This window comes from Streptomyces sp. NPDC056224 (assembly GCF_042267665.1).
Lineage (GTDB): Bacteria > Actinomycetota > Actinomycetes > Streptomycetales > Streptomycetaceae > Streptomyces.
This window is the reverse complement of the sequence record NZ_JBHJTK010000001.1, coordinates 43,039-61,897: the sequence shown is the minus strand read 5'-3', so window position 1 is coordinate 61,897 and position 18,859 is coordinate 43,039. Positions and strand designations below refer to the sequence as shown.

Genomic DNA, 18,859 nt, shown 5'->3' with positions numbered 1-18,859 from the left:
GCCCACGATACGACGGGTGGCCGGCGCGGGGTCGCTCAGCCGGTCGCACGCCCGCGCCGGAAACGGTCGAGTCCGTCGGCGAGTTCCACCACCGGGTCCGGATAGTCGTACCGCGCCCGTTCCAGGCCCTCCAGCCGCCACGGCTCGTGCACCTGCGGGGCGGGGAGCCCGGCGAGCTCCGGCACCCAGCGGTGGACGTATCGGCCCCGCGGGTCGTACCGGAGGGCCTGCCTCACGGGGTTGAGCACCCGGTTGGGGCGGGTGTCGGTGCCGGTGCCCGCGACCCACTGCCAGTTGAGCTGGTTGTTGGCGAGGTCCCCGTCGACCAGGAGGTCCAGGAAGTGGCGCGCCCCGGTCCGCCAGTCGACGTACAGGGTCTTGGTCAAGAAGCTCGCGGCGAGCAGGCGGCCGCGGCCCGGCATCCAGCCCTCGTGGCGCAGCTGGCGCATCGCGGCGTCCACCACCGGGTAGCCGGTGCGGCCCTCCTTCCAGGCCTCGGTCTCCTCCTCGGCGGCGGCCCCGGTGCGCCACCGGTCCTGCCGGGCGCGGTAGTCCTCGGCGGCCACCTCGGGGCGGGCGGCGAGGACCTGGTGGTGGAAGTCGCGCCAGCACAGCTGGCGGACGAAGGCCTCGGCGCCCGGGCCGCCTGCGGCGCGGGCCCGCTGGACCGCCTCGGCGGCCGAGAGGGTGCCGAAGTGCAGGTGCGGGGAGAGCCGGGAGGTGGCGTCGCCGGCCAGGTCGTCGTGGGTGTCCTCGTAGCGGGTGATGCCCGAGCGCAGCCAGTTCGCCAGAAGCCGGCGGGCCTCGGTCTCGCCGCCCCGGGCGAGGGCCGGGGAGACGCCGGTCAGGGCGCCGCGTGCGGGCAGCGGCTCGGAGCCGATGCCTTCGGGGAGCCGGATGACGCGGGGTGCCGCGGCGACGGCCCGCGGCGGCAGTTCGGCCCAGCGGCGGAAGTACGGCGTGAAGACGGCGAAGTGGTCGGAACCCGCGGGCAGGACGGCTCCCGGGGCGACGGCCGTCACCACCATGTCGTGCACGTAGAGGCGGCGGCCGTCGGCTTCGAGGGCGGTGCGCAGCCGCTCCTCGCGGGCGTGGGCGAAGCCGCTGACCCCGGCGGCCATGTGGACCTCGTCGGCGTCGGTCTCGCGCACGAGGGCGCAGACCTCCCGGACGGCGTCCCCGGAGCGGATCACGAGGCGGCCGCCGCGCTCGCGCAGTCCGGCGTCCAGGTCGGCGAGGCAGTCCGCCAGGAAGGCCTGCCGGTTGGGCGGGGCGAATCCGGCGGCCGCGAGGGCGCGGTCGCGGACGAAGAGCGGGACCACCCGGTCACAGGAGGACAGGGCTGCGCGCAGCGGCGGATGGTCGTGCAGGCGTAGGTCGGAGGTGTACAGGACCACCGCTACGTTCATGGCTCTCGCTCCTCGTGGGGCTGGGGAGGACGGCTGTCGTGCGGTACTTCGGTCCCGGGGGCCGCGGCGGATGCGGGAGACGCGGGGCCGTCGGCCGTGCCCTGACGTTCGGCGGCGCGGGCGATGTTGCGGGCCATCCCGCCGAAGACCACGGCGTGGAAGGGGGACACGCTCCACCAGTACAGGTGGCCGAGCAGTCCGTGCGGGTGGAACAGCGCCCGCTGCCGGTACCGCGCGCGACCGGGCTCGGGGCCGGGCTCCACGGACATCTCCAGCCAGGCCAGGCCCGGCAGCCGCATCTCGGCGCGCAGGCGCAGGAGCCGGCCCGGCTCGATCTCCTCCACCCGCCAGAAGTCGAGGGAGTCGCCCACGCGCAGCCGGGTCGCGTCGCGGCGGCCGCGGCGGATGCCGACCCCGCCGACGAGCCGGTCGAGCCAGCCCCGTACGGACCAGGCCAGCGGGAAGGAGTACCAGCCGTTCTCCCCGCCGATGCCCTCGACCACCCGCCACAGCGCGCCGGGCGGGGCCTCGACGGCCGCCTGCCGCCGGTCGGTGTAGAGGCTGCCGCCCGCCCAGTCGGGGTCCGTGGGCAGCGGGTCGCTGGGCGCACCGGGCACGGAGGCCGAGGACCAGCGGGTGGTCACCTCGGCCTCCTTGACCCGCCGCAGGGCGAGCGACAGGGCCTCGTCGAACCCGATCGGCGTGCCGGGCGGGTCGGGCACGTGGCGCGCGATGTCGTGCTCGGCACAGACCACCTCGTGGCGCAGCGATTCGGCGAGCGGCCGGGCCAGCGCCCGCGGCACGGGGGTGACCAGGCCGATCCACTGGCTGGACAGGCCGGGGGTGAGCATCGGGACGCGCAGGATGAGCCGGTGGGGCAGCTCGGCGACGGCGGCGTAGCGGCGCATCATCTCCTCGTAGGTGAGCACGTCCGGGCCGCCGATGTCGAAGGCACGGTTCACGTCGGGCGGCATGGCGGCGCTGCCGACGAGGTAGCGCAGGACGTCGCGGACGGCGATGGGCTGGCAGCGGGTGCCGACCCAGCTGGGGGTCACCATGACGGGCAGCCGTTCGGTGAGGTAGCGCAGCATCTCGAAGGAGGCCGACCCGGAGCCGATGATGACGGCGGCGCGCAGGACGGTGGCCGGTACGGGGCCGGCGAGGAGGATCTCGCCGACCTCCGCGCGGGACCGAAGGTGCGGGGAGAGCTCGTGGACGGGGATGCCCGCGGGGGTGAGCCCGCCGAGGTACACGATGCGGCTGACGTCGGCGCTGTGCGCCTGCTCGGCGAAGATGCGGGCGGCGGCGCGGTCGCGCTCCTCGAACCCGGAGCCGCCGCCGAGGGCGTGCACCAGGTAGTAGGCCACGTCGATGCCGTCCAGGGCCTCGGCCACGGACCGCGGGTCGGTCGCGTCGCCGCGGACGATCCCGACCCGGCCGGCCCAGGGGTGATCGCGGAGTTTCTCCGGGGACCGGGCCAGGCACCGGACGCGGTGTCCGGCGTCGAGGAGCTCGGGCACCAGCCGGCCTCCGATGTAGCCGGTGGCCCCGGTGACCAGGCAGTTCAGACCTGACATGGCTCGCTCCGCTCGTGTGTCCGGTTCGGATGCCGACCAGAACACAGTCGCCCCTCGCATCGGGGAGTGCCATGCGGCCCGCCCGGCGGTTCACCCGCCACGGCAAGATCCGGGCGAACCGGGCCATTGGTACAGTCGCGGCATGGCGGTGGACGAGCTCGACACCAGGATCCTGCGCCTGCTGATCGAGCAGCCGCGCACCAGCGTCCGCGAGTACGCCCGGATCCTGGGGGTCGCACGCGGCACCCTCCAGGCCCGCCTGGACCGGCTGGAACGCACCGGGGTGATCACCGGGACGGGGCCGGTCCTCTCCCCCGCCGCCCTGGGGCATCCGGTGCTGGCCTTCGTTCACATCGAGGTGACCCAGGGGCATCTGGACGACGTGGGTGACGCGCTGGCCGCCGTGCCCGAGATCATCGAGGCGTTCTCGATCACCGGTGGCGGCGACCTGCTGACGCGGGTGGCGGCCAGGGACAACGCGCATCTGGAGGACGTGATCCAGCGGCTGATCCAGCTCCCGGGCGTGGTCCGCACGCGCACGGAGGTGGCGCTGCGCGAGCGGGTCCCGCACCGGCTGCTCCCCCTGGTCGAGGCCGTGGGTCGGGCGGCCCGCAAAAACTGACAGGATGGCCTGCAAGGGACACGACCGGCAGGACGGGCGCATCGGATGGTTTCCGTCATATTCGATCTCGACGGCACTCTCGTGGACAGCGAGCCGAACTACTACGAGTCGGGGCGTCGCACCCTTCTGCGGCACGGGGTTCCCGATTTCACATGGGAGGAGCACTCCCGGTTCATCGGCATCGGGACCCTGGAGACGCTGGAGCTCCTGAAGGAGCGGTACGGCATCCGGGCGCCGGTCGGCCAGCTGCTCGCCGAGCAGAACTCCGCCTACCTGGAGCTGGCCCGCGCCGGGACCGAGGCCTTCCCCGAGATGCGCGCGTTCGTGGAGCGGCTGCACGCCGACGGCGCGGCGATGGCGGTGGCCTCCGGCTCCTCGCGCGAGGCGATCGACGCGGTACTCGCCGGCACCGGTCTGGACGCCCTGCTGACGACGGTCGTCTCGGCCGAGGAGGTCGCGCGCGGCAAGCCCGCCCCGGACGTGTTCCTGGAAGCGGCCCGCCGGCTGGGGGCCGAACCCGCCGACTGCGTGGTCGTCGAGGACGCGGCCCCGGGCGCGCTGGCCGCGCGCGCCGCGGGCATGGACTGCGTGGCGGTCCCGTACGTGACGGACACCGCGCACGATCCGGCCTTCGCGGCCGCCGGGCTGCTCTTCGCGGGCGGACAGCGGGAGTTCACCGCGGATGCGGCGTACGACTGGCTCACCGCGCGGGCGGCCGCCTGACCCGGCCGCGGCACCGCACGGGAACGGCGAACAGCGAACAGCGAACAGCGAACAGCGAACGATGCCGCGGCACTCTGGCGCCCCGTCCCGGCGGCTGCCACCATGCCTGCGTGACCGCCACCACGCTCCCCCGGGGCGCCGGACACGGGCCGCGCCGATGGCCCCTGCTCGGAAATCTGCCCGCCTTCGCCCGTGACCCGCTGGCCTTCTTCGAGTCCCTGCGCGACGAGTACGGCGACTGGGTGCCGTGGTCGCTCGGCCCGCAGCGCAACGTGCTGGTCTCGCGGCCCGAGCACGCCGGCGAGCTGCTCGGCACCGTGGAGGGCACCTTCAAGCCGAACGAACTGGGCTGGGCCTTCCACCAGTTGCTCGGCGACGGGGTCGTCGTCGCCACCGGCGACGACTGGCGGCGCAAGCGGGCCCTGGTCCAGCCCGCCGTGCGACCGCGCCAGGTGCGCTCGTACGCCGCCACCATGGTGGAGTGCGCGGACGCACTGGCCGGCGGCTGGCGCGAGGGCGAACGGATCGACGTACACCGGGAGATGGCCGGACTCACCCAACGGATCGCGGTGCGCACACTGTTCGGGAGCGACGCCGCCGGCCGGGAGGCGCCCATCAGCGCGGCCATGGCCGCGGCCCAGCGGGAGCTGGGAGCCGAGTTCCGGGGGCTCACGCTGTTCCTGCCGCCGTGGGTACGGACGCCCGGGCGGCGCCGGATGCGGGAGGCGGTGACGGTCCTCGACCGGGAGATCGCGCACGTCATAGGCGAGCACGAGGCGGCCACGGCGGCCGGGGCCGAGCGGGACGACCTGCTGAGCCGGCTGCTCGCCGCCCGCGACGAGCACGGCGCCCCGCTTTCCCGCAAGGAGCTCCGGGACGAGGCGATCACCCTCTACATCGGCGGCCACGAGACCACCTCGACCACCCTGACCTGGGCCTGGCAGCTGCTGTCGGGGGCGCCCGGGGCGCGGGCCCGGCTGACCGAGGAGCTGGACCGGGTGCTCGGCGGGCGGCTGCCGGCGTACGACGACTACGACCGGCTGCCCTGGACCCGGCAGGTGGTCAAGGAGGCGCTGCGGATCTATCCGCCGATCTGGCTGATCTCCGCGGTGGCCGCGGAGGGCGCGAGCATCGGGGGGCGGCCGGTTCCGGCGGGGACCGCGGTGTGGACCAGCCCCTGGTCGATGCACCGGGACGAGCGCTGGTTCCCCGATCCGGAGGAGTTCCGCCCCGAGCGGTGGGACGCGGACGCCCCGCATCCGGTGCCGGAACACGCCTGGTTCCCGTTCGGCGGCGGCCCGCGGGCCTGTCTGGGCGCGCGGTTCGCCCTGGTGGAGGCGGCGCTCGTACTGGCGGTGCTGGGGCAGCGGTTCCACCTGGACAGCGGGAACGGGCGGGCCGGGGTCTTCCCGGGGCTCACCCTGCAGCCGGTCGGGCCGGTCCTGGCGACACTGCGCCGCACGGGCCGGCACGGTGGGGGCCGCGGCTGACGGCCTCCTGGGCCGGCAGGCGGCCGCGGGAAGATCCCGCAGCCGTCGCGAGTTGGTAGAACCGTGAACAATGTGACGCGGAACGTGGACGTGGCAGTCATCGGCGCCGGGCAGGCCGGCCTGTCCAGCGCGTACCACCTGACGCGGGCGGGGCTCGGCCACGTGGTCCTGGACCACGCCCCGGCACCGGGCGGGGCCTGGCAGTTCCGCTGGCCCTCTCTCACCTACGGCAGGGTCCACGGGATGCACGCCCTGCCCGGCATGGAGCTGACGGGCGCCGACCCGCTGCGCCCGTCGTCCGAGGTGATCGGGGAGTACTTCGCCGCCTACGAGGACCGCTTCGGCCTGCGCGTACGGCGCCCCGTGGACGTGTCGGCGGTACGCGAGGGGGACTCCGGACGGCTGCACGTGGAGACCTCGGCCGGCGACTGGTCGGTCCGGGCCCTGATCAACGCCACCGGGACCTGGGACCGGCCGTTCTGGCCGCGCTACCCCGGCCAGGAGACCTTCCGCGGCCGCCAGCTGCACACCGCGGACTACCCGGGGCCCCAGGAGTTCGCCGGGGCCCGGGTGATCGTCGTGGGCGGCGGCACCTCGGCGGTGCAGCACCTGCTGGAGATCTCCGAGGTGGCCGCGGAGACCACCTGGGTGACGAGGCGGGCCCCGCTCTTCCGCGACGCGGGCTTCGGCGAGGCCGAGGGCCGGGCCGCGGTGGCCCTGGTGGACGAACGGGTCCGCCGGGGACTGCCGCCGCAGAGCGTGGTGAGCGTGACCGGGCTCCCGCTGAACGAAGCCGTACGGGCCGGGCTGGACTCGGGGGTGCTGGACCGCCGGCCCGTGTTCGACCGCATCACCGCCACCGGTGCGGCCTGGGCGGACGGAGGCCGCGTGGAAGCGGACGTCATCCTGTGGGCGACCGGCTTCCGTGCGGCCGTCGACCACCTGGCGCCGATGCGCCTGCGCGAGCCGGGCGGCGGCATCCGCGTCGAGGGAACCAGGGCCGTGCGGGACGAGCGGATCCACCTGGTCGGATACGGCCCGTCGGCGTCGACCGTCGGTGCCAACCGCGCGGGCGGCGCCGCGGTCCGCGAGATCCGCCGACTGCTGACCCGTGAACGGGTGGGCGCGCCCGCGGCCTGACGGCGCCGCGGGGCCCTCAGCCCGCGCCACCCCGCCGCGCTGCGGCCCCACCGTTCGACCACGAGCTTGTGCGCTGCCCGCTCGGCGGCGGCGTCCACCGGCGGTGGGGCGTCCTGTGCCTCATCGGCGGGCACGCCCTGCGGCGCCTGCGCTCCCGCCTCTGCTCCTGCTCCTGCCCCCGCTTCTGCGTTCGCTCCGGCTCTCGGCTTCGCTCTCCATGGCCACTTCACGGCTGCCCCCCCCGGCCACACGTCCGGCAAGCCGCGATCGTAGGGCCACTCCCGGGGCCACCGCCCCCTCATTTCCCGGTGGCAGCCCCCTGACCTGCGCGGGAGTCGGCACGGGCGCGGATCCGGTTGAAATCGGCCACCTGCTTCTTGTGCTCCTCGTACGTCGCAGAGAAGCGCGTGTCCCCCGGCTTGACGGTGACGAAGAACAGCCAGTCACCGGGCGTCGGCGCGACCGCGGCCGCCATGGCGTCCAGTCCCGGGCTGTCGATCGGCGTGGGCGGCAGCCCCTGGCGTTCGTAGGTGTTGAAGGGGCTGTCGATCCGGGTGTCGCTCAGCTTGGTGTCGACCGTGCTCCGGTTCAGTGCGTAGTTGATGGTGGAGTCCATCTGGAGCGGCATCGACTTCGCCAGCCGGTTGTGCACCACCCGGGCGACCTTGCCCATGTCGGCGCGGCTGTCGGCCTCCGCTTCGATGATGCTGGCCAGGGTGGCCGTCTGGTACGGGGTCATCCCGTGGGCCTTGCCGCCCTCAGCGACGGCCGGGGTGGCGAGCTTCTGGTTCGCCGTCCGCACCATGTACGCGAGGAGCGCGCCCGGGGTGGTCTTCGAATTCACCGGGTAGGTGGCCGGGAAGAGGTAGCCCTCGGGGTTCCCCTTCGCCTCGGCGGGCAGGGCGAGGCCTGCGGTGGGCACGGACGCCTTGGCCGAACCGGCCGGGAGCCCCAGCGCGCGGTCGATCGCCGCGTACACCTGAGGTGCGCGCCAGCCCTCGGGGATCAGCAACTGGCGCGGCTTCTCCGGCTCTTCACCGCCCCGGAGCAGCGGGACCAGGACGGCCGCCGCGATCGCGATCAGCGTGCCGAGGAAGAGCAGCGCCAGCCGGCCCCGGCGGGTGAGCCGGGAACGGCGCTGTGGCGGCCGGTACTCATGGCGCATACGGGAACGCTAACCTGCATATCGCCGCTTTCCCGACATCCAGCCGGTGCGCCGGTCATATGGTCACACATTCACCGGAGCCAGCTCGGCGTCCTGTACCGATGCCGGCGGCTGCGCCGCGTCCCGGTCGCGGCGGACCAGGGCCGCATACCGGCCGTCGGCCTTCAGCAGCTCTTCGTGGGTGCCGCGCTCGGCTATCCGGCCCGCGTCCAGGACCACGATCTGGTCGGCGTCGCGGACGGTGGAGAGGCGGTGCGCGATGGTGATGGTGGTACGGCCCTGGGAGAGGTCGTCGATGGCCCGCTGGACGGCGTGCTCGGTGCGCGTGTCGAGGGCGCTGGTGGCCTCGTCCAGGATCAGCACCGGCGGGTCCCGCAGGATGGTGCGGGCGATGGCGAGGCGCTGCTTCTCACCTCCGGAGAACCGGTAGCCGCGCTCGCCGACCAGGGTCTGGTACCCGTCGGGCAGGGACTCGATGTGGTCGTGGATCTGGGCCGCGCGGGCCGCTTCGGCTATCTCCTCGTCCGTCGCGTCGGGCTTGGCGAAGCGGAGGTTGTCCGCGACCGAGGCGTGGAAGAGGTAGGTCTCCTGGGAGACCACGCCTATGGAGCGGGCCAGCGAGTCGAAGTCGAGGTCGCGCACGTCCACCCCGTCGATGGCGACCCGCCCGCCGGTCACGTCGTAGAGCCGGGGGACCAGGTAGCTGAGCGTGCTCTTGCCGGAGCCGGTCGGGCCGACCACGGCGAGGGAGCCGCCGGCCGGGACGGTGATGTCGATTCCGGTGAGGGTCGGGCCGCTCTTGGTGTCGTACGCGAAGTGCACGTCCTCCAGCCGGACCTCGCCCTTGGCCCGCTCCAGGCGCACGGCGTCCTCGCGCTCGGTGATGTCCACCGGCAGGTCGAGGTACTCGAAGATGCGGGCGAAGAGGGCGAGCGAGGTCTGGATCTGCACACCGGTCGACAGCAGGCTCACGGCGGGCCGGAACAGGCCCTGCTGGAGGGTGACGAAGGCGACGAGGGTGCCGACGGAGAGCGCGGGGGCGCCGGTCTGGAGGGCCAGGCCCGCGGCCCAGTAGATGAGCGCGGGCATGGCCGCCATGACGATGCCGATGGTGGACATCCGCCAGCGTCCGGCCATGCTGGAGCGCACCTCCAGACCGACGAGCTTCTCGGACTCCTCCGCGAACGCGGAGGTGAGGGACTCGGAGCGGCCCATGGTGCGGCCGAGCAGGATGCCGCTCACCGACAGCGACTCGGTGACGGTCGCGGCCATGGCGGCCATCTGCTTCTGCCGTTGCGTGGTGATCTTCTTGCGCTCGCGGCCGACCCTCCGGCTGATCCACACGAAGACGGGGAGCAGGAGCAGCGAGACCAGCGTGAGCCGCCAGTCGAGCGCGAGCATGGCGACGACCGAGGCGATGACGGCCGTCAGGTTGGAGACGAGCGAGGTCGCGGTGGAGGTGACGGTGGCCTGCATGCCGCCGATGTCGTTGGCTATGCGGGACTGCACCTCACCCGTGCGGGTCCGGGTGAAGAAGGCCAGCGGCATCCGCTGGAGCTGCGCGTAGACGGCGGTGCGCAGGTCGTGCATGACGCGCTGGCCGACCGTGGTGGAGATCAGGGTCTGGAGCACGCCGAAGACGCTGGTGACGACGGCCGTAAGGATCATGCCGAGCGCGAGCAGGCTGAGCAGCCCGGTCCGGCCCTCGGGGATCGCGACGTCCAGGATCGCCTTCAGCAGGAACGGCGAGGCGACGCCGACCAGCGAGGAGGCGGCGACCAGCAGGCCGACGACGGCGAGGCGGCCGCGGTAGGGCCGGAAGAGGCCCACGATGCGCCGCAGCTCGCGCGGCTGCTCCGCCGGGGCGGGGCGGTCGGGGTCGAGCGGGACTTTCGACGGGGTCCACTTCGGTTCGTCGCGCATGGGCACCCTCTCGGGGGGTCGGAAGTCAGGACCATGGGAGCATAGGTCATTGTTACCTATGCTCACAATGAATGGGGTCCTGATATTGTTCCCGGCATGAGCTCCGCCTCCGACACCGATCGCCTCCTCGCCGAACAGCTGCTGCGCCTGACGCGCAGGCTCCACCGGATCCAGAAGCGCCACATGGAACCGCTCGGGATCACTCCCGCCCAGGGTCGGCTGCTGCGCCTCGTCTCGCACTACGAGGGCGGTCAGGCACCCCGAATGGCGGATCTCGCCGCCCGCCTGGAGGTCGTCCCGCGCGCCGTGACCACCCTCGTGGACGGCTTGGAGGCGGCCGAGTGCGTGCGCCGCGCGCCCGACCCCGAGAACCGACGCGTCATTCGGATCGAGCTCACCGACACCGGCCGCGCCACGCTGCGCCGTCTGCGCAACGCGCGGACCGACGCGGCAGAGGAGATCCTTGCCCCATTGACCGCCGGACAGCGCGAGGTCCTCGGCGGGCTGCTGAACGCCCTGTCGGACGCCCCGGCGGAGCGCCGCTGCTGACGGGGCCACGCGCGGGCCGCGATGAGGCGAGGGGTCCCCATGCCGCTGCTGGAACCGAAGCCCGGGGCACTGCGCCCGCGCAGCATCGGCGGCCCCGCTCCCGACCGGGTGCGCGGGCACCGCGCCGCCGGCACTCCGGATCCGCTGCGCACCGAGCTGTCCGAGCTGCTCGGCGCCGAAAAGGTGCTGTGGAAGGTCTCCGACCTGGTCCGCTACGCCTCGGACGCCTCCCCCTACCGCTTCGTCCCCCAGGTCGTGGTGATCGCCGAGGACATCGACGACATCTCCGCGGTCCTCTCGTACGCCCACGGCCGCCGGCGCGAGGTCGTCTTCCGCGCCGCGGGAACCTCGCTGGGCGGCCAGGCCCAGGGCGAGGACGTCCTCGTCGACGTACGCCGCCACTGGGCCGGCGTCGAGGTGCTGGACGAGGGCCGACTGGCCCGGATCCGGCCCGGCACCACCGTCTTCCGGGCCAATGCCGCCCTCGCCCGGCACGGCCGCGTGCTCGGCCCCGACCCGGCCAGTGCCATCGCCTGCACCCTCGGCGGGGTCGTCGCCAACAACGCCTCGGGCATGACGGCGGGCACCACGAGGAACTCGTACCGCACGCTCTCCTCCCTCACCCTCGTCCTCCCCAGCGGAACCGTGGTGGACACGGCGGACCCGCTGGCCGACGAGGAGCTGGCGCGCGCGGAACCGGCCCTGTGCCGCGGGCTGATGGAGATCAAGGCCGAGATCGAGGCCGACCCCGCACTGGTCGCCCGGATCCGCGCCAAGCACCAGATCAAGAACACCACCGGCTACCGGCTCGACGCCTATCTGGACGGCCGTACCCCCGTCGAGATCCTGCGCGGTCTGATCGTCGGGTCGGAGGGCACCCTCGGCTTCATCGCCGAGGTCGTCTTCGACACCCTCCCGCTGGACCGCGAACTCTGCTCCGCCCTGCTGTTCTTCCCCTCGCTGCCCGCCGCGGCCGCCGCCGTGCCGTTCTTCAACCAGGCCGGCGCCATCGCCGTCGAGCTGATGGACGGCAACACCCTGCGCGCCTCGGTCGGCGTCGCGGGCGTCCCCACCGACTGGGCGGACCTGCCCAAGGACACAGCCGCCCTGCTGGTGGAGTTCCGCGCACCGGACGGGGCCGGCCTGGACGCGTACGAACGCCGCGCGACGCGGCTGGTCACCGGGCTCGGCCTCGTCGCCCCGGTGGCCTCGGTCACCAACGCGTTCACCCGGGACACCACGACCATCCGCGGCTACTGGACGGCCCGCAGGGCCTTCGTCACCGCTGTCGGCGCAGCCCGCGCCCGCGGCACCACACTGATCACCGAGGACTTCGCGGTACCGCCGTCCCGGCTGGCCGAGGCCTGCGAGGCGCTGCTCGGGCTCCAGGCGGAGCACGGCTTCGACGCGGCCGTCGCCGGTCACGCGGCCCACGGCAACCTGCACTTCCTGCTCGCCTTCGACGCCGCCGACCCGGCGGACGTCGAGCGGTACGCGGCCTTCATGGACGCCTTCTGCCGGCTCGTCGTGGAACGGTTCGACGGCTCCCTGAAGGCGGAGCACTCCACCGGGCGCAACATGGCGCCCTTCCTGGAAATGGAGTGGGGCGCCGGGGCCACCGAACTGATGTGGCGCACCAAGCGCGTCATCGACCCCGAGGGGGTGCTCGCGCCGCGGATCGTGCTCGACCGCGACCCGCGGGCCCACCTGCGCGGCCTGAAGACCATCCCGCGGGTGGAGGGGGCGGCCGACCCGTGCATCGAGTGCGGGTTCTGCGAACCGTCCTGCCCCAGCGGGGACCTGACGACCAGTCCGCGCCAGCGGATCGTGCTGCGCCGCGAGATGACGCGGCAGCAGCCCGGCTCGACGGTGCTGGAGGGGCTGCTCGACGCCTACGGCTACGACGCCGTCGACACCTGCGCGGGCGACTCCGCCTGCAAGGCGGCCTGCCCGGTCGGCATCGACACCGGCGCGCTGATGAGGGAATTCCGCCACCGCCGGCACGGCTCCCGTGAGGAGCGGGCCGCCGTGCTCGCCGCGCGCCGGTTCCGCGCCGTCGAGGCCGCCACCCGGCTGGCGGTGGCCACCGCCGACCAGCTGAGGGACCTGCTCGGGGACCGGCTCGGGGACGGCCTGCTGACGGCGGTCACGGAGGCCGCGCGCAAGGCCGTACGACCGGACCTGGTGCCGCGGTGGCTGCCGCAGATCCCCCCAGCCGCGGCGCGGAGACCGCCCGCCACCCGGCGGGTGGGCGCCTCGGCGGTGTACTACCCCTCCTGCGTCAACCGGATCTTCGGCGGCGGTCCCGACGGCCGGCCCGGGCCCTCCCTGCCCCAGGCCGTGGTGGCCGTGTCGGAGCGGGCCGGGAAACCCGTGTGGATCCCCCGTGACGTGACCGGCACGTGCTGCGCGACGATCTGGCACTCCAAGGGCTACGACGCCGGGAACCGGCTGATGGCCAACCGCATCGTCGAGGCGGCGTGGGGCTGGACCGCCGGCGGGCGGCTGCCGCTGGTCGTCGACGCCTCCTCCTGCACCCTGGGCATCGCCCACGAGGTGGTCCCCTACCTGACCGAGGAGAACCAGGCCCTGCACGCGGAGTTGCGCATCGTCGACTCGGTGGTCTGGGCCGCCGAGGAACTGCTGCCGCACCTGGAGGTCCGTCGCACGGCCGGCTCGGCGGTCCTCCATCCCACCTGCTCGATGCGGCACTTGGGCGGCGAGGGGCAGCTGCGGGCCGTAGCCGAGGCGTGCGCCGACGAGGTGGTGGTCCCGGACGACGCGGGGTGCTGCGCCTTCGCGGGCGACCGGGGCATGCTGCACCCCGAGCTGACGGCCTCGGCGACGGCGCGGGAGGCCGCCGAGGTGACGGCGCGGCACTTCGACGCCCACCTCTCGGCGAACCGGATGTGCGAGGTCGGCATGGAGCGGGCGACCGGGCGTGGCTATTACTCGGTTCTGCTCGAACTGGAGCAGGCCACCCGCCCCTGACGTACGTTCCCGACCTGGCGCTATGTAGTCCGGGGCGCCGTAAACCTCCCCGTGACGAGGCTGTGGCGACGGAAAATCGATTGCCCGGCTCCGGCCCGGAAGGCGAACCTTGCACGGTTTGGACCACTCGACCAGTCATGGGGCGTCATGCAGATCAGCGATCTTCCGTATCCGGACCCCGGGGTACCCGACGCACGTTCCGGGCCCCGGTTCCTGATGTGGCTGGGCCGGGGTCAGCTCGGCGGACAGGTCAAGAGCCTGTGCTGGGGACTGGTGCACTTCGGCGGCATCGCCGGACTGCCGTACGCGGTGGGCACGGGCATCGACGCGGTCATCGACCGCGACGCCACACGGCTGCTCCTCGTCGGCGGGCTGCTCGTGCTGCTGGGCGCCGCCATCTCGCTCGGCGACTCCATGCTGCACCGGACCGCCGTCACCAACTGGATCACGGCCGCGGCCCGCGTGCAGCAGCTGCTGGCGCGCAAGACCGCCGAGCTGGGCTCCGCCCTGACCCGCCGGGTCGCCGCGGGCGAGGTGGTCGCGGTCTCCACGGGCGATGTGGAGAAGATCGGCTGGTTCGTCGAGGCGGTCTCCCGCTTCCTCGCCGCCGCGTTCACCGTCGTCCTCGTCTGCGTCGGTCTGCTGTTCTACGTACCCGAGCTGGGCCTGGTCGTGGCGATCGGAGTGCCGCTGGTCGCCCTGGCGGCGCTGCCGTTGCTGCCCCGCGCCACCCGACGCGCCGACGTCCAGCGGGAGAAGGCGGGCAAGGCCACCGAGCTGGCCTCCGACACCGTCGCGGGCCTGCGGGTCCTGCGCGGCATCGGCGGCGAGGAGCTGTTCCTCGGCCGCTACCGCGAAGCCTCGCAGGAGGTGCGCAGGGCGGCCGTGCGCAGTGCCCGGATGTGGGCGCTGATCTCGGCGATCCAGGTGCTCCTGCCGGGCGTCCTGCTGATCACGGTGGTCTGGTACGGCTCCGGGCTCGTGGCGGACGGACGCATCGCGGTCGGCGAACTCGTCGCGGTGTTCAGCGCGGTGGCAACGATGCTCTACCCGCTGCGGCACTTCGAGGAGATCGCGATGGCCTATTCGTTCTCGCGGCCCTCGGCCAAGCGGGCTGCCCGGGTGCTGTCACTGACCCGTACGGACGCCGCCGAGCGGCAGCCGGCCGCCGCTGCGGCGAAGGCACCGTCCCCGGGAGGGGACCTGTACGACCCGCAGACCGGACTGCTGGCCCCCGCAGGACGGTTCACCGCCGTCGTGTGCGGCGACCCGGACCTGGCGGGCCGGCTCGCCGAGCGTCTCGGCGGCCACCCGATGGAGGAGGACGCCGGGGCCGCCGGCGGACCCTCGGTGCTCCTCGGCGGGGTCGCGCTGGACGAGCTCGCGCTGGACACCGCGCGCACCCTGGTCCTCGTACAGGACAAGGAGCCGGTCCTGCTGTCCGGGACGCTGCGCGAGCTGTTCGACGTACCGTCCTCGGGCGCGGTCGAGTCCGGCGCGGCCCTGGCGGCGGCCCAGTGCGCGGACGTCCTGGACGCACTGCTGCAGTCGGCGCCGGACGGGATCGATGATCCGATGGACGCGCGGATCACCGAGCGCGGCCGGTCCCTGTCCGGCGGGCAGCGCCAGCGGCTGGCGCTGGCGCGCTCGCTGGTGACCGATCCGGAGGTGCTGGTGCTGGACGAGCCGACCTCGGCGGTCGACTCGCACACCGAGGCACGGATCGCGGACGGGGTCGCGGCGCTGCGCGCCGGGCGCACCACCGTGGTCCTGGCGTCCTCCCCGCTGCTGCTGGACCGCGCCGACCGGGTGGTCCTCATCCACGAGGGCGCGGTGGCGGCAGTCGGTACGCACCGCGAGCTGCTGCACGGCGAACCGCTCTACCGGGCGGTCGTCACGCGCGAGACGGAAGAGGAGCAGCGGGCCGGGCGGCCCGGACTGACAGAGCTGGAAGAAGCACTCACAGAGATCGAGGAATCCGCATGATCGGCGTGGCACCGCCGGAGTACGATCCGGCGGCTCCCGAGTCGGCCGCGACCCTGCCCGTGGGCACGTCGGCGACCGTACGGGGCTATGTGCGAGGCCTGTTCCGGCGACACCGGCGGGCCTTCGTGGTGCTGGTGGGCGTCAACGCCGTCGCGGTGATCGCCTCCATGGTCGGCCCGTACCTGCTGGGGCGGCTCGTGGACGACCTCGCGGCGGGAGCGCGGGAGCTCCATCTGGAGCGCGTGGCAGTGCTGTTCGCGGTGGCGCTCGCCGTCCAGGCGTTCTTCGTCCGGCTGGTCCGGCTGCGCGGGGCGATGCTCGGCGAGGAGATGCTGGCCGATCTGCGCGAGGACTTCCTGGTGCGGTCCGTGGGGCTGCCGCCCGGTGTGCTGGAGCGCGCGGGCACCGGCGACCTGCTCTCGCGGATCACCACCGACATCGACCGGCTCGCCAACGCCATGCGCGAAGCCGTGCCGCAGCTGGCCATCGGCGTGGTCTGGGCGGGGCTGCTCTACGGAGCGCTCGCGGTGACTGCGCCGCAGCTCGCGCTGGCCGCACTGGTGGCGCTGCCGGTGCTGGTGATCGGCTGCCGCTGGTACTTCCGGCGCGCTCCGTCGGCGTACCGCTCGGAGGCGGCCGGCTACGCGGCGGTCGCGGCCGCGCTCACCGAGACGGTGGACGCGGGCCGCACGGTCGAGGCGCACCGTCTGGGGAAGGACCGGATCGCGCTGTCGGAGCGCCGGATCAAGCAGTGGACGGCGTGGGAGCGGTACACGCTGTTCCTGCGGACGGTCCTCTTCCCCGTCGTCAACGTCACGTACGTGACGATCCTCGGCTCCGTGCTGATGATCGGCGGGTACTGCGTGCTGCGGGGCTGGATGTCGGTGGGACAGCTGACCACAGGCGCGCTGCTCGCCCAGATGATGGTCGATCCGATCGGCCTGATCCTTCGCTGGTACGACGAACTGCAGATCGCGCAGGTCTCGTTGGCCCGGCTGGTGGGCGTGCGGGAGATCGAGCCGGACGCCGGGGACCCGAAGGTCGGGCCGGAGGGCCGGGACGTCCGGGCCGACGAGGTGCGCTTCGGCTACCGGGAGGGCGTGGACGTACTGCACGAGGTGTCGATGTCCGTGCCACCGGGCACCCGGATGGCGCTCGTCGGTCCGTCGGGGGCGGGCAAGTCCACGCTGGGCCGGCTGCTCGCGGGCATCTACGCGCCGCGGACGGGCGAGATCACCCTCGGCGGTGCGCGGCTGTCGCGGATGCGGGCGGAGCGGGTGCGTGAGCACGTGGCACTCGTCAACCAGGAGCACCACGTGTTCGTGGGCTCGCTGCGGGACAACCTGCGCCTGGCCAGGACGGGCGCCGGGGACGCGGAGCTGTGGGCGGCGCTGGGCGCGGTGGACGCGGAGAGCTGGGCGCGGGGCCTGGAGGCCGGCCTGGACACCGGGGTCGGCTCCGGCGGCACGACACTGACCCCGGCTCAGGCGCAGCAGGTCGCGCTGGCCCGGCTGGTGCTGGCGGACCCGCACACACTGGTGCTGGACGAGGCGACCTCGCTGCTGGACCCGCGTGCGGCACGGCACCTGGAGCGTTCACTGGCCCGGGTGCTCGACGGCCGTACGGTCATCGCGATCGCCCACCGGCTGCACACGGCGCACGACGCGGATGTGATCGCGGTGGTCGAGGGCGGCAGGATCAGCGAACTCGGATCGCACGACGAACTGGTCGCCGCCGACGGCGCGTACGCGGCGCTGTGGCGGTCCTGGCACGGGTGACCCCGCTGCCGGGACGCGGGGGCGGCCGCGGGGGCGGCCGGACCGACGGGTGGTCCGGCCGCCCCGCTGCCGTCGGTCAGCCTGCCGGCTCCGGAACGAGGGCCTGCCTGGCGGCGCAGGTCCGGACGACCGGGTGGGTGTCGCCCGTGGCCGGCCTCCTGCACGGCGCCGCCGGGCCGGTCGTCGTCGGTGACGGTGCAAGCGGTGCTGCGGGCGTCCGGGGCGAGCCCGTGGGGGGCGCGCACCGGGCAGCTGCCGGGCCAGTACGGGCCCGCTCCTGCGGGCTGTCCTCCGGCGGCGGCCGCGCGTACGGGAAGTCGCTGGCGCGCTCCCGGTGGCCCCGGCGGCCCCGGCGGCCCCGGCGGCCCCGGCGGCCCCAGCGGCCCCAGCGGCCCCAGCGGGAAGGGTACGGCGGACACCGTGGTGCCGAGCAGGTAGGAGGCCGCCAGGTCGTGGGAGACACCGACAGCCGGGCCGAACGACCACCCGATGTCGTTCACCTGGGTGCGGTGCAGCCACGGGTTCGGGCAGGGACCCGATCCCGGGAGCCACGTCAGCACCCGGACGGACGGCTTGCGGCCACCTGCGCATGATCCCCCGGTCCCGCCGCGAACCGACGGCTCTGACGGCTCGTCGGCCCACATGTTCTCTGCCGGTGGGGGTACCGACCGGACGGCCTCCGGTCCCGGTCCTAGATGAACCCGAGGGCCGAGGCGCCGCCGAACCCGCCGAGCAGCAGGAACACCGGCATGAGGACCTTGAGCTCCACCCAGCTGCCGGCCCGGAAGCGCATCATCTTCGGCGGGCCGATGGGGTACCAGCGCTTGCCGGCGATCGGGAGCGGCCACAGGACCGGGCAGCCGGAGACGGTCAGGGCGTCGCCGATGTCGTGGACCAGTGCTCCGAGCAGGATCGGCAGGCCGAGCCAGAGGTACTCCTGCCCGGGCTCGGTGAACAGCCAGCCCGCGCCGTTTCCGGGCTGGTCGAGCACACCGGCCAGGATCCACGCACTGGTGGCGCCGAGCAGCCAGACGAGGATGTCGCTGGACATCCGGGCGGCCCGCCACAGCAGGCCTTCGACCGCGAGCACCAGGTGGACGAAGAGCAGGGCCAGCACGCCCCAGCGGTCGGCCGTCACGGCGAGCACGGAAGCTCCGCCGCCGATCAGGACGGCCCAGAGCCAGGTGTGCGTCAGGGTGCGGTGGCCCCCGGTGCGGCGGGCGTCCTTCGGCGAGCGGGTGGCCTTGTAGACCGCGTAGGAGATCTTGTCGACCACCTCGCACAGGCCTCGGGAGAGCGGGCCGAACGCGCGCGAGATCGTCGCCGACTTGTGGTCGAGGTCGGGGGCGAGGGCGGCTCCGGCGCAGATCAGCGCGCCGACGGCGAGGACCGGCCACGGCATGGGGTGCCCGGCGGCCGCGGTCGCCGCGCCCACCCCCAGCCAGGCCGCTGCCCCGGAGAGTGAATGCGCCGGACCCATCATGGTCGTTCCCCGCCCCGGTGGTG

13 protein-coding genes are annotated in these 18,859 nt (G+C 73.9%); 8 read left to right on the top strand and 5 right to left on the bottom strand.

Annotated elements, in window-relative coordinates:
* Nucleotides 1–35: 35 nt before the first annotated feature.
* Together ACFCZ1_RS00270 and ACFCZ1_RS00265 are read right to left on the bottom strand one after the other, a co-directional pair.
* Complete coding sequence (locus tag ACFCZ1_RS00270) at nucleotides 36–1,409, bottom strand: cryptochrome/photolyase family protein (RefSeq protein WP_376676048.1); 1,374 nt, start codon at nucleotides 1,407–1,409, stop codon at nucleotides 36–38.
* Complete coding sequence (locus ACFCZ1_RS00265; RefSeq protein WP_376676047.1) at nucleotides 1,406–2,986, bottom strand: SDR family oxidoreductase; 1,581 nt, start codon at nucleotides 2,984–2,986, stop codon at nucleotides 1,406–1,408. The genes ACFCZ1_RS00270 and ACFCZ1_RS00265 overlap by 4 nt, the downstream gene beginning before the upstream one ends.
* Before the next feature lie 142 nt (nucleotides 2,987–3,128).
* Here ACFCZ1_RS00265 and ACFCZ1_RS00260 point away from each other — a divergent pair, with 142 nt between their 5' ends.
* The 4 genes from ACFCZ1_RS00260 (at nucleotide 3,129) to ACFCZ1_RS00245 (ending at nucleotide 6,961) form a co-directional block, all read left to right on the top strand.
* A complete protein-coding gene (locus tag ACFCZ1_RS00260) occupies nucleotides 3,129–3,608 on the top strand; it encodes an Lrp/AsnC family transcriptional regulator (RefSeq protein WP_376676046.1) in 480 nt (159 codons plus the stop codon).
* Nucleotides 3,609–3,653: 45 nt separating this feature from the next.
* On the top strand, nucleotides 3,654–4,331 hold the full coding sequence (locus tag ACFCZ1_RS00255; protein ID WP_376676045.1) for an HAD family hydrolase: 678 nt from the start codon (nucleotides 3,654–3,656) through the stop codon (nucleotides 4,329–4,331).
* 110 nt (nucleotides 4,332–4,441) lie between these two features.
* Nucleotides 4,442–5,821: a cytochrome P450 gene (locus ACFCZ1_RS00250; RefSeq protein ID WP_376676044.1), complete on the top strand. Its 1,380-nt coding sequence runs from the start codon at nucleotides 4,442–4,444 to the stop codon at nucleotides 5,819–5,821.
* 63 nt (nucleotides 5,822–5,884) lie between these two features.
* The gene (locus ACFCZ1_RS00245) at nucleotides 5,885–6,961 is read left to right on the top strand and encodes an FAD-dependent oxidoreductase (RefSeq protein WP_376676043.1); all 1,077 of its coding nucleotides are present in this window, start codon (nucleotides 5,885–5,887) and stop codon (nucleotides 6,959–6,961) included.
* A 298-nt stretch (nucleotides 6,962–7,259) separates the two neighbouring features.
* Here the strand turns inward: ACFCZ1_RS00245 and mltG are convergent, their stop codons facing one another.
* Together mltG and ACFCZ1_RS00235 are read right to left on the bottom strand one after the other, a co-directional pair.
* Entirely contained in the window at nucleotides 7,260–8,126 is an 867-nt protein-coding gene (gene mltG, locus ACFCZ1_RS00240; RefSeq protein WP_376676042.1) for an endolytic transglycosylase MltG, read from the bottom strand.
* 63 nt (nucleotides 8,127–8,189) lie between these two features.
* On the bottom strand, nucleotides 8,190–10,049 hold the full coding sequence (locus ACFCZ1_RS00235) for an ABC transporter ATP-binding protein (protein ID WP_376676041.1): 1,860 nt from the start codon (nucleotides 10,047–10,049) through the stop codon (nucleotides 8,190–8,192).
* Nucleotides 10,050–10,145: 96 nt separating this feature from the next.
* Between ACFCZ1_RS00235 and ACFCZ1_RS00230 the strand changes: the two genes are divergently transcribed.
* The 4 genes from ACFCZ1_RS00230 to ACFCZ1_RS00215 all read left to right on the top strand — a co-directional run bounded on the left by ACFCZ1_RS00230 (nucleotide 10,146) and on the right by ACFCZ1_RS00215 (nucleotide 17,353).
* Nucleotides 10,146–10,598, top strand: coding sequence for a MarR family winged helix-turn-helix transcriptional regulator (locus tag ACFCZ1_RS00230; protein ID WP_376676040.1), 453 nt, complete (start codon nucleotides 10,146–10,148; stop codon nucleotides 10,596–10,598).
* A 39-nt stretch (nucleotides 10,599–10,637) separates the two neighbouring features.
* A complete protein-coding gene (locus ACFCZ1_RS00225) occupies nucleotides 10,638–13,589 on the top strand; it encodes an FAD-binding and (Fe-S)-binding domain-containing protein (RefSeq protein ID WP_376676039.1) in 2,952 nt (983 codons plus the stop codon).
* Nucleotides 13,590–13,736: 147 nt separating this feature from the next.
* Nucleotides 13,737–15,575, top strand: coding sequence for an ABC transporter transmembrane domain-containing protein (locus ACFCZ1_RS00220; protein WP_376676038.1), 1,839 nt, complete (start codon nucleotides 13,737–13,739; stop codon nucleotides 15,573–15,575).
* Nucleotides 15,572–17,353 (top strand): ABC transporter ATP-binding protein, encoded by a 1,782-nt coding sequence (locus ACFCZ1_RS00215; RefSeq protein WP_376676037.1) that lies wholly within the window; start codon nucleotides 15,572–15,574, stop codon nucleotides 17,351–17,353. Before ACFCZ1_RS00220 ends, ACFCZ1_RS00215 begins: the two co-directional genes overlap by 4 nt.
* Nucleotides 17,354–18,044: 691 nt before the next feature.
* Here ACFCZ1_RS00215 and ACFCZ1_RS00210 read toward each other — a convergent pair.
* Nucleotides 18,045–18,836, bottom strand: coding sequence for a metal-dependent hydrolase (locus ACFCZ1_RS00210; protein WP_376676036.1), 792 nt, complete (start codon nucleotides 18,834–18,836; stop codon nucleotides 18,045–18,047).
* Between the last annotated feature and the right edge of the window lie 23 nt (nucleotides 18,837–18,859).